The sequence below is a fragment of the Rhodoferax sp. GW821-FHT07G04 genome (assembly GCF_059418585.1).
On sequence record NZ_JBWKQD010000001.1, the window covers coordinates 1,468,230 to 1,484,166 of the forward strand.

General features: G+C 62.3%; 15 protein-coding genes. 9 read left to right on the plus strand and 6 right to left on the minus strand.

The features are described from left to right. From AC07OO_RS06745 to AC07OO_RS06755, 3 genes are read left to right on the plus strand one after another with little or no spacing between them, the layout of a single operon-like run. Complete coding sequence (locus AC07OO_RS06745) at positions 1–444, plus strand: SRPBCC family protein (protein WP_495081277.1); 444 nt, start codon at positions 1–3, stop codon at positions 442–444. Then, entirely contained in the window at positions 444–812 is a 369-nt protein-coding gene (locus AC07OO_RS06750) for a nuclear transport factor 2 family protein (protein WP_495081278.1), read from the plus strand. Before AC07OO_RS06745 ends, AC07OO_RS06750 begins: the two co-directional genes overlap by 1 nt. Further along, positions 809–1,171, plus strand: a complete 363-nt coding sequence (locus AC07OO_RS06755; protein WP_495081279.1) for a hypothetical protein — start codon at positions 809–811, stop codon at positions 1,169–1,171. Before AC07OO_RS06750 ends, AC07OO_RS06755 begins: the two co-directional genes overlap by 4 nt. Here AC07OO_RS06755 and AC07OO_RS06760 read toward each other — a convergent pair. Next, a complete protein-coding gene (locus tag AC07OO_RS06760; RefSeq protein WP_495081787.1) occupies positions 1,164–2,480 on the minus strand; it encodes a homoserine dehydrogenase in 1,317 nt (438 codons plus the stop codon). The genes AC07OO_RS06755 and AC07OO_RS06760 overlap by 8 nt on opposite strands. Before the next feature lie 349 nt (positions 2,481–2,829). Here AC07OO_RS06760 and AC07OO_RS06765 point away from each other — a divergent pair, with 349 nt between their 5' ends. Together AC07OO_RS06765 and AC07OO_RS06770 are read left to right on the plus strand one after the other, a co-directional pair. Beyond that, positions 2,830–3,822, plus strand: a complete 993-nt coding sequence (locus tag AC07OO_RS06765; RefSeq protein WP_495081280.1) for a PfkB family carbohydrate kinase — start codon at positions 2,830–2,832, stop codon at positions 3,820–3,822. Beyond that, complete coding sequence (locus AC07OO_RS06770) at positions 3,819–4,784, plus strand: pseudouridine-5'-phosphate glycosidase (RefSeq protein ID WP_495081281.1); 966 nt, start codon at positions 3,819–3,821, stop codon at positions 4,782–4,784. The genes AC07OO_RS06765 and AC07OO_RS06770 overlap by 4 nt, the downstream gene beginning before the upstream one ends. Before the next feature lie 55 nt (positions 4,785–4,839). On the opposite strand, the gene pepF is transcribed toward AC07OO_RS06770, so the two are convergent. The 4 genes from pepF to AC07OO_RS06790 all read right to left on the minus strand — a co-directional run bounded on the left by pepF (position 4,840) and on the right by AC07OO_RS06790 (position 9,442). Next, positions 4,840–6,645 carry an oligoendopeptidase F gene (gene pepF / locus AC07OO_RS06775; protein ID WP_495081282.1) on the minus strand — a complete coding sequence of 602 codons (1,806 nt, stop codon included), beginning with the start codon at positions 6,643–6,645 and terminating at the stop codon, positions 4,840–4,842. 72 nt (positions 6,646–6,717) lie between these two features. After that, positions 6,718–7,389, minus strand: coding sequence for a DNA oxidative demethylase AlkB (gene alkB / locus AC07OO_RS06780; RefSeq protein ID WP_495081283.1), 672 nt, complete (start codon positions 7,387–7,389; stop codon positions 6,718–6,720). Between the two features lie 9 nt (positions 7,390–7,398). Beyond that, entirely contained in the window at positions 7,399–8,997 is a 1,599-nt protein-coding gene (locus AC07OO_RS06785; RefSeq protein ID WP_495081284.1) for a PAS domain-containing sensor histidine kinase, read from the minus strand. A gap of 118 nt (positions 8,998–9,115) precedes the next feature. Further along, positions 9,116–9,442 (minus strand): plasmid stabilization protein, encoded by a 327-nt coding sequence (locus AC07OO_RS06790; RefSeq protein ID WP_495081285.1) that lies wholly within the window; start codon positions 9,440–9,442, stop codon positions 9,116–9,118. Between the two features lie 122 nt (positions 9,443–9,564). On the opposite strand from AC07OO_RS06790, the gene AC07OO_RS06795 reads away from it, so the two are divergent. The 4 genes from AC07OO_RS06795 to AC07OO_RS06810 all read left to right on the plus strand — a co-directional run bounded on the left by AC07OO_RS06795 (position 9,565) and on the right by AC07OO_RS06810 (position 14,909). Beyond that, on the plus strand, positions 9,565–10,998 hold the full coding sequence (locus AC07OO_RS06795; protein WP_495081286.1) for an MFS transporter: 1,434 nt from the start codon (positions 9,565–9,567) through the stop codon (positions 10,996–10,998). Then, the gene (locus AC07OO_RS06800; protein WP_495081287.1) at positions 10,995–11,591 is read left to right on the plus strand and encodes a DUF1439 domain-containing protein; all 597 of its coding nucleotides are present in this window, start codon (positions 10,995–10,997) and stop codon (positions 11,589–11,591) included. Before AC07OO_RS06795 ends, AC07OO_RS06800 begins: the two co-directional genes overlap by 4 nt. A 121-nt stretch (positions 11,592–11,712) precedes the next feature. After that, the gene (locus tag AC07OO_RS06805; RefSeq protein WP_495081288.1) at positions 11,713–12,096 is read left to right on the plus strand and encodes a VOC family protein; all 384 of its coding nucleotides are present in this window, start codon (positions 11,713–11,715) and stop codon (positions 12,094–12,096) included. 101 nt (positions 12,097–12,197) lie between these two features. Then, positions 12,198–14,909, plus strand: a complete 2,712-nt coding sequence (locus AC07OO_RS06810; RefSeq protein WP_495081289.1) for a tetratricopeptide repeat protein — start codon at positions 12,198–12,200, stop codon at positions 14,907–14,909. Here AC07OO_RS06810 and AC07OO_RS06815 read toward each other — a convergent pair. Beyond that, positions 14,906–15,568 (minus strand): AraC family transcriptional regulator, encoded by a 663-nt coding sequence (locus AC07OO_RS06815; protein ID WP_495081290.1) that lies wholly within the window; start codon positions 15,566–15,568, stop codon positions 14,906–14,908. The genes AC07OO_RS06810 and AC07OO_RS06815 overlap by 4 nt on opposite strands. Between the last annotated feature and the right edge of the window lie 369 nt (positions 15,569–15,937).

Sequence of the window (15,937 nt, forward strand, 5' to 3'; positions counted from 1 at the left end):
ATGCCACAACCCGACACCGTGACCCTGACCCGGCTGCTGCACGCGCCGATAGAGCGGGTGTTTGCCGCCTGCAGCCGGCCCGAGCTGATCGCCCGCTGGCTGATCTGCTGCGATGCGGACAACGGCACCGCGACGGCCACCAACACGCTGGAGGTCGGCGGCCGCTACCGCGTGCAAATGGCGCGCGACGGGAAGGTGTTTGCAGAGGTCGATGGTGAATACACCGACATCGCCGCGCCACACCGCCTGGCCTTCACCTGGCGTTCGGCCAATGTGGGTGTGCAAGACAGCATCGTCCGCATCGAGCTGCGCGACACCGGCGCCCACACCACCGAATTGCGGCTTACCCACGCGGTGGACCCCGCATCCCTGGACGGCCAGCGCTTCGCCGTGGGCTGGACCCAGGCCCTTGCCAACCTGCTCACGCTCATGGAGGAACTCTGATGAAAAACGATGCCACAACACTCTCTGTCGTACAAGCCTACTTTCGCGGCTGGACGACACGGGACTATGCCACCGCAGCCCACCAGTTGCTGCCCGCCCTGGCGGTGGAGGTGCCCGTCAACCACTACCCCGATGCCGCCAGCTTTGTGCAGGCCCTGACCCAGTTTGGCAACATAGTGGAACGCGTTGATTTGCTGGCCGAGCTGGCTTCCGACAACCAGGCCATGCTGCTGTACGACATGGATGTGCAGGGCATGGGCACGATACGGGTGGCCGAGCACTTCACGGTGCAGGACGGCAAGATCACCCGGCTGCGCCAGGTGCACGACACCCACGCCATCCGCGCGGCGGGCCTGGTGGCTGCGTGAGCCCGAGCAGCAGTGACAGCAGCGAAGGCGCCAACGATTTCCAGGCGATTGCGGATGCATTGGCCAGCGTGCCCGGTGTCAGCTGCAGTGCCGGCTGGGCCAAGGGCAATACGGTGCTCAAAATCCACGGCAGCATCTTCGCCATGATGGCGCACGGCCATCTGGTCGTGAAGCTTCCCGCGGCTTCCGTGGACGCGCTGGTGCAGGACGGCACGGGAACGCGCTTCGATCCCAAGGGCACCGGCAAAGGCATGCGCGAATGGTGCGAGGTCACCGTGGGCCGCGGCAACTGGCCCGCCCTGGCGCAACAGGCCTATGCCTTTGTCGCCAAACTCCCGCGCCAAGCCCGCATCAGCTGAGGCGCTCCATGCGCAGCGTCTTCGCAAAGCCCATGACGGTGGGCAGTTGCTCCAGCGCGGCCGTGGCCTCACGCAGCAAGCGCTGTTGCGTGGGCTCGGTCTGGACGACGATGGCATTGAGCTCCGGGTCATGGGGGTGGTCCAGCACATCCAACTGCTGCACGCGCACGCCGGCCTCGGCCAGATGTGCCAGCACCAGGGGGAGCGTGCGCGACAGCTTGGCCACATCCAGCCGCAGGTAGTAAGCGGTCTCCACGTCCGCAATGTCGGCCACCGGCAATGCGACGATGGCGTTGTGCTGGAAGGCCAGGCTGGGTACGCGGCGCGCATGCACTACGTCGCTGGAGCGGGCCAGGTCCACCAGGTCGGCAATGACGGCCGATGCGGTCTGCTCCGAGCCGGCTCCCGCGCCGTAGTACATGGTCACGCCGGCCGCATCGCTCTTGACCATCACTGCATTCATGGACCCATTCACCTGGGCCAGCAGGTGGTTCGCCGCCACCAGCGTGGGGTGCACCCGCAGCTCCAGCCCCTGGGCGTTGCGTTTGGCAATGCCCAAGAGCTTGACGCAGTAGCCCAGGCGTTCGGCAAAGGCCACATCGGCCGCATCCAGTTGCGTGATGCCTTCTACATGCACCTTGTCGAACTGGATGGGCACACCAAAGGCGTTGGAGGCCAGCAGCGTCAGCTTGTGCGCGGCGTCCACGCCTTCCACATCAAACGCGGGGTCAGCTTCGGCGTAACCCTTGGCTTGCGCGTCCGCCAGCGCGTCGGCAAAGCTGGCGCCCTTGTCCTTCATCTCGGACAGGATGTAGTTGGTCGTACCATTGATGATGCCAGCGATCCATTCGATGCGGTTGGCGGTCAGCCCCTCGCGCAGCGCCTTGATGATGGGGATGCTGACGGCCACCGCGCCTTCATACGCGACGACCACGCCCTGCGCCTGTGCGGCGGCAAAGATCTCGCTGCCGTGTTCAGCCAGCAGGGCCTTGTTGGCGGTGACCACGTGTTTGCCATTGGCAATGGCCTGCAGCACCAGATCGCGCGCAGTGGTGGTGCCACCCATCACTTCGACCACAACGTCAATGTCCGGGTGGTTGACGACGCGGAACGGGTCATCGACCAGCTCCACATCCTCATCGTCGTTCAGCAGGCGGCTGGCGCGTGCGAGGTTGCGCACGGCCACCATGGCAATCTCGATCGGTCTGCCAGTTCGCCCCGCAATCAGCTCCGCATTGCGTCGCAGCACCGTGTAGGTACCCATGCCCACCGTACCCAGGCCCAGCATGCCCACGCGCAGCGGTGCAATGGCCTGCAAAGGCGCAATGGCGCGCAGGGACGCGACAGCATGGAATGGGCTTTGGACAGCAAGACTGGCTTGACGATTCTGGTACATAAACTCTCTCCGACGAACAGTTGCTAACCCAGCTGCCTGTGCTGGGTATGTTCTATCGGGGGGAGAGACACCAGTAGGCAGCCGGAACGGCCACCTGAACGACGCTCAGGCGGCCGTGTTCATAATGGTGGTAATCATGTTGTGGGCCATCACGGACGCACCGCCACATGCCGTTTGCACGGCGCGGAGGGGGTGGAGCTGAGATGGGCACAACATGGGTTTGAGCATACCACGCGCCTCCCTTTGCCCTCCCCTTGTCTTCATGCCATCGCCAAACAGCAAGCCTCCCACCGCCAAAACCGCAGCCCCGGCACGCACCGACAGCCGCGTCGTGCTGGTGCTCGGCGGCGCCAACATGGACATCTCGGGCAGCACCCCACGACCCTTGGTACTGTCCGACTCCAATCCTGGCCGGATCCGCTGCGCACCCGGCGGCGTGGCCCGCAATGTGGCCGAAAACCTGGCACGGTTGGGTAGCACCACCCGCCTGCTGACCGCCGTGGGGGACGATCTTTACGGCCACAGCCTGCTGAACGCCACGCGCCACACGGGCGTGGATGTCAGCAGCAGCTGGGTGCTGGCGGACGAAGCTACATCCACCTATCTGTCGCTGCATGGGCCGGACGGCGACATGGCGGTGGCGGTGAATGACATGGGCATTCTGGAATCCATCACGCCCGAGCGTCTGGCAGGTTGCGCGCCGGGGGTGCAGCAGGCCGTGGCCGTGGTTGTGGACTGCAATATCGGCGCCGCGGCACTGGACTGGTTGTTTGCCCACCGCGGCACCACACCCGTTTTTGTAGAGGCGGTGTCGGCCTTCAAATGCGTGCGCATACGGCCCTGGCTGGACCAGATCCATCTGCTGAAGGTCAATCGGTTGGAAGCCGAGGCGCTGTGCGCATTCGCCATCCACACCGACGCCGACATCGAACGCGCTGCGCAACACCTGCACGCGCTAGGCGTGCAGCAGCTGGTACTGAGCCTGGGCGAGCGCGGCGTGTACTGGAGTGCGGGTGGGACCGCAGGCCAGGGCTGGCACGCCGCAGTGCCAACCACCGTGGTCAACGCCACCGGCGCGGGCGATGCACTGATGGCCGGCCTGGTCCACGCTTTTGTAGACCAACAGGATTTGCGCCAAGCCATACCCTTTGCGCTGGGCTGCGCGGCGCTGACGCTCATGTCCGAACACGCCAACCATCCGGGGCTGTCGGTAGCAGCCGTGACCCAGTGCATGCACAATGCCAACCCACTATGACGAACACAGCAAATACCTACCTCGACATCCACCCCGAAGTGGCCCATGCACTGGCACACAACAAACCCGTTGTGGCCCTGGAGTCCACCATCATTTCGCACGGCATGCCCTACCCGCAGAACGTGGCGACTGCCTTGGAAGTGGAGGCTGAAGTGCGCAAGCACGGTGCCGTGCCCGCCACCATCGCCATCATCAATGGGCGGCTGAAAGCAGGGCTGACACCGGCCGAGATCGAAGTGCTGGGCACCACGGGGCGCAGCGTGACCAAGGTCAGCCGGCGCGATATCCCCTTCATCGTGGCGACGGGTGCAACCGGCGCAACCACTGTGGCGTCCACGATGGTGATTGCCGCCATGGCGGGCATCCGCGTGTTTGCAACAGGCGGCATTGGTGGTGTGCACCGGGGTGCGGAAACCAGCTTCGATGTGTCGGCCGACTTGCAAGAGTTGGCACAGACGCCGGTGGCTGTGGTCTGCGCGGGGGCCAAGTCCATCCTCGATCTGCGGTTGACGCTGGAATACCTGGAGACCCACGGTGTGCCGGTCGTCGGCTACCAAACACCGTGGTTGCCCGCCTTCTTCACCCGCGAAAGCGCGTTCAAGGTGGACTACCAGCTCGACACGCCGCAGGCCATTGCCGAAGTCATGCATGCCAAGTGGGCCATGGGCCTGCGGGGTGGCATGGTTGTGGCCAACCCCATACCCGAGGCCTTTGCGATGCCCCGCGCCGCCATCGACGCGGCTGTGGAGCAGGCCCTGCAAGAGGCACAGGCGCAGCGCATTGGCGGCAAGGAATCGACACCGTTCCTGCTGGCCCGGGTCTGCGAGCTGACGGGTGGCGACAGCCTGGCGGCCAACATCCAGCTGGTGCTCAACAACGCCAGGCTGGCGTCGGCGGTAGCCCAAGCCTATGGATCGTTAGACAACCAGGAGCCTGGGCAGCAGGGCGTTCTGCGCAGGTAAAGGAGGAGGCCGACGGCCGGGGGACACGGAGCAGAGCGCTCTGCTGTCCAGGATCCTAGCTCGCGAACGAGTGTTCCAGCTCATCCACCAGCTTGCCCACATAGGCCACGGCCTGGTGGATGGGCGCAGGCGTGGACAGGTCGATGCCCGCAGCCTGCATCAGCTCCAGCGGCTTCATCGTGCCGCCAGCTTTCAAGACGCCGAGCCAGCGCTGCACGGCGGGCGCGCCCTCTTCGGCGACCAAGGCCGCCATGGCGGTCGAGGCTACCAGTCCCACTGAATAGGTGTAGGGGTACAGGCCCATGTAGTAATGGGGTTGGCGCATCCAGGTCATGCGGGCGCCGTCGTCTATCTCCACGGTGTCGCCCCAGAACGCATTCAAGATATTGCCCTTGCACTGGTTGAGCACCGCCGCGGTGACGGACTGTCCACTCTCGGCCAAGGCATAGACCTGGCGCTGCAATTCGGCCTCCAGCAGGTGGGTCACAAAATTGTGGTGGAAGGTACCCAGCACCTGCATGATGACGGAGCGGCGCATGCGCAGGTCGCTGTTCTTGCTCAGGATGTGCTGCGCCAGCAGCATCTCGTTCATGATGGAAGGTGCCTCCACAAAGGGCATGGCCGGGCGCGTGTTCACATAGCGCTGATGGCGCATGGCCAGGCCAAAGTGGCCGCCGTGGCCCAGCTCATGCGCCAGCGTGAACACATTGCGCATGGTGTCAGCCCAGGTGATCAGGATGTAGGGGTGCACGCCGTAAGGCGATGCACAGAATGCGCCCGACGATTTTCCGATGTTGTCGCTGCGGTCCACCCAGCGCTGCGTCATGGTCTTGCGGGCAAAGTCGCAATACTCGGGGCCCATCACGGCCAGTGATTCAAGGATCAGCGCGCAACCTTCGTCATAACTGATGCGCGGATTGAACTCCGGGTCCAGCGGCGCCTTGATGTCGCAGTACAGCAGCTTGTCCAGCCCCAGCACGCGGCGGCGCAAGCGGGCGTAGCGCTGCATGTGCGGCGCCAGTTCGGCCTGGATGATTTGCACGATGTTGGTGTAGACAGCTCGCGGAATCTTGTGGGGCTGCAGTAAATAGTCTTCGGTGCTGGCGTAGTTGCGCAGGCGGGCCATGACCACGTTTTTGTTGACCTCGGTGGCAAAGGTGGCCGCATAGGTGTGGTTGTAGGCCTTGAGCCCGGCACTGAACGACTGCCAGGCATTGCGCCGCACGCTCACATCGCTGTGCGATTCGAAGTTGGACTCGAAACCATTCACCGAGTTGGCATAGGTAGTGCCTGCCGCATCGGTGAACGGCGCAAACTGCATGTCGCTGCTCTTGGAGCGGCTGTACACCATATAGGGTGCATTAAGCACCTGACCCAGTGAGGCTAGCACGCGCTCGGTGTCGGCGCCTAGACGGTGGGGCTTGATGTCCAACAAATCCTGCAAACGGATGCGGTGTACCGCCAGTTCGGGCTCGCTAGCGAGGTATTGCTCCAGCACACCCTCGGGTAGCTGCAAGATTTCGGAATCGACAAAGGCGATGCTGGCGCTGAGCCGCGCTTCCAATGCGGCCACGCGCGCCATCGCGCTTTGGGATTGCGGGTTACTACCGTCCTGCGCGTTGCGCAAATGGGCAAAGGTGACGACGCGCACAAAGCGCTGCTGCAAAACCTCGACCGCGTTGAGGCAGGCCAGCAGCGTTGCGGCACCCTCACCCAGGCGGCCTTGGTATTGGCTGACGCCGTCGCGCGCGGCATCCACGGCGTCGTGCTCGGCCGCCCAATCGGCATCGGAAACAAACAGGTCGTCCAGGTTCCAGGTCTGTTCAATGGGGACTTCGGCGCGGGAAAGGCGGTTGTGCATGCGGAGTCTCAGCAGATAAAAAAGGGATTGAAAAGACGAAAACAGCCATCGTAGCGGCAATCGCAAAGGGGCTTACGGTGGGGGCGTGACCCGCGGGCTGCGGAACGTCAAGTTGATGCGCCGACGCCCCAGCAAGGCATGTGTGCCATCGGCCAAGGGCATCACGCCATGGTAGGCCAGGCGCGATGGCCCGCCCCACACCACGACATCACCATGCAGCAGCCGGTAGCGCTGGGTCTTGTCGTTGCGTTTGGTCCCACCGAACAGGAACACGGCCGGCAAGCCCAGTGACACCGACACGATGGGCGCGCGCAAGTCTTTCTCATCCTTGTCCTGGTGCAGAGACAACTTGGCGCCCGGCAAGTAGCTGTTGACCAAACAGGACTCGGGCGCGAAGTTGTCGTAGCCGGCTTGTGCGGCAGCTCGCTGAGCCAGATCCAAGAAACATGCAGGCATGGCAGGCCAGGGCTTGCCGCTCAAGGGGTCCACCGCGATATAGCGATAGCCGTGGGGATCGGACACCCACCCCAGGCTTCCGCAACTGGTGGTGGCCACCGACATGGTGTAGCCGCCAGGTGTCTGCATGTGGCGCAGCGGCGCTTGGGCGACGACGGACTCAATGGCCTGCAACAACGCCACGTCCATGCCGTGGGCAAAACCATGCAGCAGCATGGCACCCGCCGCCAGCGGAGTTGGAGCGGCGTCGACAGAAGCTTGCAAGTCGTCAAAGAGATCCACGGTCACTCTCGGCGTTCAGGTGTCTGACGGCGGCGGCGCAATGGCGGGAAAGCGCAGGGTAAACGTGGAGCCCGCACCCACCTGGGATTGCACTTCTATTTCGCCACCCAGCACAGCCGTGGCCAGATTGCGCGCAATGGCCAGCCCCAGCCCCGAACGCCCCTGGCCCAGCCGGGTCGTGAAGAAAGGATCAAAAATCAAGGCCATGGTGCGGGCATCCATGCCTACGCCGTTGTCTGCAAAACGCAGCGCAATCCACCCATCGGCCGCCGTAGCTTCCACGCGCAAAACCCCTTGATCACGCCCCACAAAGGCATGGGTATGGGTGTTTTCCACCAGCGCGCTGATCACACGGATCAGGGGGTGTAGATAGCCCTCGTATACCAAGTCGGCTGCAATGGCGTAGTGCACCTGCCAGGCCGCACCGCCCGCCTTGGCCTGCTCCGCGGCCACGACCTCTTGTACCAACGGCAGTAGCAGGCTATTCCCACGGCGCTCGGCGGTGCGACCCACGGCCAACTGCTTGAAGCCGCTGATCAATTGGGCCGCCCGATCGCAGGAGCGGGTCACCAGCTCGGCAATGTCGGACAGGTCCCCCATGAAGCCATCCAGTTGCGAGCGCTGCAGCTTGCCGCTGGCGACGGCCAGGCGTAGCTCTTGGCTGCGCTGTTGCAAGGTGGACGCAGCCGTCAACGCATTGCCCACCGGGGTATTGAGCTCATGCGCGACACCGGCCACCAGCGAGCCCAGCGCGGCCAGCTTTTCGGCCAGCACCAACTCGGCCTGCGTTTTGCGCAGATGCTCCAGCGTGGTGGCCAATTCATCGTGCGCCTGGCGCAGCGCCAACTGGTCGTGCTTGCGCGCGGTGATGTCTTCCATGATCCAGATCACATCGCCGCTGTCCAGCGGCGCGCCAGCCACCAGGCAACCGGTGGCACGCACCCACACCTCGTGGCCATCACGGTGACGCATCGGTATTTCGATGTCAAAGGTGCGGCCTTCCTTCAGCACCTGGTAGCCGTCGCGGCCCAGTTGCTTGTACTGCTCGTCGCTATCGTAGAAGACGCGGGTAGAACCGCCTAGCAACTCGTGCACGCCAAACCCCAGGATTTGGGCTAGACGTTCGTTACAGCGGGTGATGACACGCTTGTGCACATGCATGATGCCCACGCCGGCATTGTCGAAAATGGTGCGCTGCTCATCCAGCGAGCGGCGCATGGTGTCCTCCATGGCGTGCTCGGCACTCATGTCCTGCACCCACCACACCACACCGTCTTGCATGCGTGCGGGGTTCAGCATGCTGCCGCTGACACGCAACCATACGGTCTGGCCATCGACGCGCTGGGCCTGCTGTTCTTGGTGGTAGACACCGCCATCGGCAAACGCAGTCTCAATCGCCTGCACGGCTTGCAGATGCTCGACCGGAGTTTTGTAAAACTGCCGAGTGCCTTTCCCAGTCAACGCCCCTGGCTCTGCGGCCAGGATTTCCTCCAACCGCCGATTGCAACGCACGATGGCGTCGTCTACAACAATGGCTATGCCTATAGCATCCGTATCAAATATGGCCGACAGTTCCCGTGTGGTCTGGTCCAACGCCCCGCTGGTTTGCGTCATCTATCGCCGTCCTCATGCATTCTGGTTGCCTGCGCTGCATACACCTTGCCCCATCATATCTGCGGGTACAGGTTTCAGCACGGCACCCCATAAAGCGGGCACGGCGACAGGTTGGAAATCAGCGCTTCAGCGCATGCTCCAGTTGGGCCTTGTTCATGCTGGAGCGGCCTTTGAGGCCACGCTGGCTGGCTTCATTGCGCAATTGCGCCAAGGTTCGTCCAACTGCGCCGCTATGGGAGCGCAGCCCACCCCGCCGCCCCGCGGGCATGTCGTTCAGCGACGAGGCACTGGCTGTTTGCGACTCGCCATGCTGTGCGCGCTCCTTGTTGACAACACGGGCCGCAATTTCCTGCGCCAAATCCTTGGGTTTGCCGCGTTCCATCAGACTGTCTTTGATATGCGTGTATTGGCGCTCACGCTTGGCGCTCCAGGCGTTGCTGGGCATGGTGTTTTCCTTTCTGGGAGTGGTGCACCATCGTGTGAGCTCCCAGCGCCATACTCTGTTCGGTATCACACCATAGTGGCGCAGCCCACAGACGGAACCGATGCCTGGGTTAAATTCACGCCATGCACCACCAAATCGAAGCCCATAAGCGCTGGCCCGCCCTGATCTTGTTGTGCCTGGGTGAATTGATGATCGTGTTGGACACCACTATCGTCAACGTTGCTCTGCCCTCCATACAGGCCGATCTGCGCTTTTCTGAAACGGCTCTGGTCTGGGTGGTCAATGCCTACATGCTGACCTTCGGCGGTTTTCTGCTGCTGGGTGGGCGACTGGGGGACTTGTATGGGCACCGTCGCCTCTTTCTGGCCGGTATCGTGCTGTTCACGCTGGCATCGCTGGCCTGCGGCCTGGCCAATACGCAAGCGTTGCTGATTGCTGCGCGTGCTGTGCAAGGCATGGGCGGGGCTGTGGTGTCGGCCGTGGCGCTGTCGCTGATCATGGCCCTGTTCACCGAGCCGGCGGAACGCGCCAAGGCCATGGGCGTCTATGGCTTTGTCTGCGCCGGCGGTGGCAGCGTGGGCGTGCTGCTGGGCGGCCTGCTGACCAGCACGCTGAACTGGCACTGGGTGTTCCTGGTCAACCTGCCGCTGGGCGTGGTCATTTACGCCGCCTGCCTGCGCCTGTTGCCCGATGGCCGCGGCCAGGCCCACGGTCAGCGCCTGGATGTGGCGGGCGCCTTCACCGTCACCCTATCCCTGATGCTGGCCGTCTATGCCATCGTCAACGGCAATGGCGTGGGCTGGACATCCACACAAACGCTGGCGCTGCTAGGCGCGGCTGTCGCGCTGTTTGTGGTATTCCTGGCTATCGAGTCGCGTGTCGCCGCGCCGCTGGTGCCGCTAGGCCTGTTCCGCTCGCGCAACCTCAGCCTATCCAACGGCGTGGGCGTGCTGTGGTCGGCCGCCATGTTTGCGTGGTTCTTTGTGTCGGCGCTGTACATGCAGTTGGTGTTGGGCTATAGCGCCATGCAGGTGGGCCTGGCCTTCTTGCCGTCCAACATCATCATGGCGACGTTTTCGCTGGGCCTGTCGGCCAAGATGGTGATGCGCTGGGGCATACGCATGCCCTTGGCGGGCGGCTTGATGCTGGCCGCCATAGGCCTGGCGCTGTTTGCCCGCGCACCGGTGGGTGGCGACATCTGGATTGATGTGCTGCCCGGCATGGTGCTGTTGGGCCTGGGCGCCGGCATGGCGCTGAACCCATTGCTACTGGTGGCGATGGACGGGGTCCGCCCCGCGGATTCGGGCCTGGCTTCAGGCGTAGTCAACACGGCCTTCATGATGGGCGGCGCGCTGGGTCTGGCCGTGCTGGCCAGCCTGGCCGATGCCCGCACCGATGCGCTGCGCGCCAGCGGCGCACAGGCGGTCTTGGCCCTGAACAGCGGCTACCAATTGGCCTTTGGGGTGGGCGCCGCGTTCGCGGTGATGGCCGCGGCACTGGGCCTATACCTGCGCCCCTCCCAGGCATCGGCTGCCACGCCTGTCCACGCGACATGAACCTGCTGCGCAGATCTGTGCTGGCCATCCTGGCGCTGGGCGTAGGCATGTCAAGTTGGGCTCAAGCGGCGACACCACCCGAAGAGGCAGCAGACGCCGCCCCCCAGGGCAAGCCGCACTACACCGTAACGATGGAGCAGTTGCAGCGCTCCATGGCACAACGCTTTCCGATGCGCTATCCGCTGCCCGGCGTGTTGAATCTGGATCTGCAAGTGCCCCAGCTGCATCTGTGGCCCGAGCAAAACCGCGTCAGCGCCGACATGGCGGTAGAAGCCGCAGGCCCCGCGTTGCAGCGCAACCACCAAGGGCGCTTCGAAGTGAGCTTTGCACTGCGTTACGAGGCCAGCGACCGCACGATCCGCGCCAACCAGTTGCGCTTCAAGCGCCTGCAGTTTCCCAGCCTGCAGCCCAGCGTAGTGGAGATGCTTAATGCCTACGGACCGGCATTGGCGCAACAATCGCTGCAGGAAGTGGTGTTGCACCAACTGCGCCCTCAGGATTTGGCTCTGGCCGATGTCATGGGCATGCAACCGGGAAGCATCACAGTAACCGAAGCCGGTCTGGAGATTGGCTTTGTACTGAAGCCTCGGTAGACGCCGCTGTCGCCCGCCACCCCAGCGCGTAGTGGCGGGTTTATTCAAGACAAGGCGCCCAGATTGCCCTATCGTCGCTGCGTTTCATCCGTAATCACTATGACTGAAAGAGACATACACCATGCAATTGGGATACACCATCATTTACGTTGAAGACGTCAAACGCAGCCTCGCCTTCTACGAAAAGGCCTTCGGCATGCAGACCAAATTTCTGCACGACAGCGGCGACTATGGCGAACTGGCCACCGGCACCACCACGTTGGCCTTTTCATCCCGCCAGCTAATGCGCCAATTGGGCAAGAACCCCAGCGCACCCAACGCCCACGCGCCCTGCTTTGAGATCGCACTGCTGGCATCCGACGTTGCCGCGGCCGTGCAGCAGGCCGTGAAAGCAGGCGCAGAGTTGGTGCAGCCACCGAAAGAGATGCCCTGGGGCCAGACCGTGGCCTACGTGGCAGACCAGGACAGCGTGCTGGTGGAGATTTGTACGCCCATGGGCGGCTAGCTTTTGCGCTTGGCCTTTGACCAGTCCTTAGCACGGAGGTTTGGACCGTATACTTTCTCCGCCTCTGTGGGAGGAGCCTCTAAACCAAAAAGGAACAACAAATGGCAGGTAGGACTGGCAAGGCGAAAATCATTGCGGGAGCGGTCATCTCTGTGGCCGCCATCGGATTCGGAGGATGGCAGTATTACCAGTCCCCCAATCAGGTCGCAACTCGACAACTGAAGCAGGCCACGCAAGCCGTTGCGGCCGGACAAGTACGCCAAGCGGCCGAGCTCTTCGTCGGCGTTGCACAGTCCCGCTCCGAACTCGCAGCGCAAGGGGCCGCCGGTCTGCGCACCCTGCTGGTTCCAACGGTATTGCAACCACTGCCGGCCACCGATGCGGCCAGTGTGCTGGCACAAGCGCAGCGTGCACGTGCCGCTGGGCAATCTCCTATGCCTGCCAAAGACATGCTCGCACTCGGCTGGACATTGGCCGCTGCCTATAGCGACAAAGATCCCATCGGGGCGAGAGCCGTCTTGGACGCGATTGCGCCCCTGGAGACTGACAAAGCCAAGTTGGCTACAGCGCTGGAGCCCCTGTTGGAGCGCATAGTGGCTGCAAACCCCGGCAATGCCGACGCTGCTATTGAGTACGCAACACTACTTGATCGCCGACGTGACTGCACGCGGTGCGAGGCATTGCTCGTGCCGCATGTCGGCGCGCTGAGCCGTGGAGAAGGCGCACGCATCCTCGGTCAAATTTATGCCGGCAAAGGCCTGCTAGACGAGAGCTATGGGCTATTGCAGCCCTATATGGAAGAGAAGCTAAAGATCTTTGTGAAACGGGAGACCGAATACAACGAGGCCTTCACCGCCACAGAGAAAGCTGCGTTGGATACGCTGCGCTCTGGAAAAGCTGAGCCGACTTTCTACGACCGCTACAAAGCAGCCGACGAGTCAGGCAAACGGGATTTGGTCGCGAACTACATCAACGAGCAGCTCGCGCAGAATGCAAACTTGAAGTCCCTGGCGCAAGCATTGCGCGAGTCTGCCGCCATCGTTCCGGCCGCCTTGGATCTGGGCATTGTGACTGTGCAGCGCGCCCAAAAGCTCACCGACCCGGCTGCCCGAAACGTGCAATTTGAAGCAGCCGAAAAAGTGTTTCTGTCCATTCGGGGTGTGGCCGGCGACACCGACGGTTACAGGCTGTACTTAGGGCAAGTGGACTATTGGCTGGGCAAGCAAAGTGAAGGCAAGAAGCTGTTCGATGAATTGCTGGCTGCCCACAAGCGCGAGTATGGTGTTCTGCTCAACGTCGCCGGCATCTTGCGTTCGGTCGGGGCTTTGCAGGATGCACAGACCCTGACGGAGGAGGCTTACCGCGTCGCCAAAGACAATGATCAGCGCTGGGCCGCCGCGCAACAACGCTCGGTCATGACAATCGATATTGAAGATGAAATTGTCTGGTTGGAACGTGCAGACAAGTCAAACGGCATGATCCGAGCTGCACTGCACAGAAACCGCGCACAACTCGCTCAACGAAAAGGCCAATTAGTAAATGCCAAGCGTGAGTATGAATTGGCGGTTGCGGAGTACACAAAACTGCCGGAGAGCGCAGCACAGCTCAACAACTCGGCGCTGGTGCATTTGTCTCTCTACGCGATGGAAGGAGATCCACAGCACCGCGACCGAGGACTTGCATTGCTGGATCAGGCACTCGCCATGATGCCCACCGACAGCACGCTGCTACTCAACAATATCTCCGCAGTCAGTTCCGCTGCTGTGGCGGCAATCATTGGCGACAAAGTCAACCTCCAACTACTGAGAACTGGCGGCGACCTTCAGATGCTGGAGTACCTCCACAATGACGAAGCCTCACGTGATCGTTTGCGCCTAGCCGTGCGCGCCAATGAGGCGGTGAAGAAAGCACTGAGCTATAGCGAGAAGGCAACACTGCTTGCCCCCCGCAACCCGGAGTCCTACGGCTTTCAAGTAAGCCTCTTCAGCATGATCGAAGACGCGTCCGCCATGAAGGCTGTCGCAGCGCGTGCTCAAGCCTCCCAATTGGACCTGGCCAGCGCACAGAAACGCATGCAGAAGATAGTCGATGGCGTAGACCCGAAACAACTTGAAGCGATGGTTGCCAATAGCAAGCAGCTGGCGACCGTGTTGCAGCAGCCAAATCTCGAGCGTCAACCCGTAACCTCGGCGGTTGCGGCAGGGCAATGGGTTGAATCGCAAATCACATTGGCACGCTGGGGGCAGCCCGTTGATGCCGATGCGCTTGTCAAAATCGCACGTAAGGCGCGCGCAGGCCACCCCAGCTCCGCAACACAGTCCATATTGATGCAAGCATTGGAAACACGTGCAACCTTGCGCTTGATGAAAGCCAACGCCATATTTGCCGACGCTGTATCCAAGCACGCTCGGACGATCGATTTGTCGACTTTACTGGTCCTGCATATTGACGAAGACCCCGCGTTCCGTCGGATCGCGTTGGCTGATGCAGACCTCATGGAGGTAATGAACCTGATTCATGACCGTGACCGCAGATACCCTTCCAAGTCAAGCACTTGGGCTTGGCTTATCTTCCGCCATGCCGACGCACAGTACGCTGAGACACTCGCAACGCGCATGCGCAACGACACTTCTTACGCTGGCTACTTCCAACTCAGCACGGCATTCACACCGCCCAATGCAGAAACGGCGATTCATCAATACCATTACACCCTCGCTACCGGGAGCCGGGCAGAAGCCCAGCAGGTTATAGATCAAGCGCGCAAATCAGGGATCGCACTCCCCAACGTTCTCGGAGCACAACCAAAGGTCTAGCCGTAGCCCGAAGCGCTAACCAACTCGCGCAACGCGGGAGATGCCAGCAGCACGCTGGGCGAGCATCCCAGCCAACGACGAAAGGCCCGACTCATGTGGGCCTGGTCGGCATAGCCATGGTCAGCGGCCAGTTGCACCAAGGGTGGCAGATCATCGGACGGCTGCGCCAAGACCCGCGCCGCGCGACGCACGCGGGCCAACCCTCGCCAGTAGGCCGGCGCGCGACCAGTGCCGGTCGTGACCAGGCGCTGCAGGCTGCGCTGCGACACACCCAACTGGCGAGCGGCAGCGTCCACACTGCCGCTGTGTTGCAGACTGTGGAGTGCATCGGCAATGCGCGTGTCGACGCGCACCTGCATATCGACCAGTGCCAGCACGTCCTCTGCATCACGGGGCGAGCGATCAGCAATGGTCTGCAGCAGTGCAGCGGCATTCACCAGGGCGCCGGGGTGCAGGCGATAGCCCTGGAAGCACTGCCCCGCCACGCGGTCTATCGTCCGCGCCGTGTCGTCCAGGTCGCTGACCATCCAACGCGGCGCCTGGCCTGGCGTGGTTATGACGATCAGATCACGGCAACCGTCGGGCAGGATCACGCCTTGCGAGTCGGCCGCAACGGCGTAGTCCCAAGACTCCAGAACAGCGGATGGAAGGCTCTGCATAAACCTGCATTAGAACGCCAATCCTTGTCTAGCCAACCAAGACCCTGCAAGCAAAAAAATCCAAGTCGTCTTACAATAGAGCCATGTTCAGTATCAAAGCATTAATCCTCATCTAGCCTTACCGCATTGGCGGCAAGGCTTCGCGTCTTGCCGGACTTTGATCCCCCAAACCCCGGCAGTTCACTGTGCGGGGTTTTTGTTTTCGTAACGAGTATTTCTTATGCGTACCTATGACAAGCAGATCGCCACAATTCATCCGCACCAGTGGATGGTGGGCTTGCGCTCGTCCATTGGTGCTGCAGCTTCAGCGCAAGACTTGAGCCCCTAGTTTTCGGGTTTTCTCAACAAGCCGGTTGCAATGCAACGGGC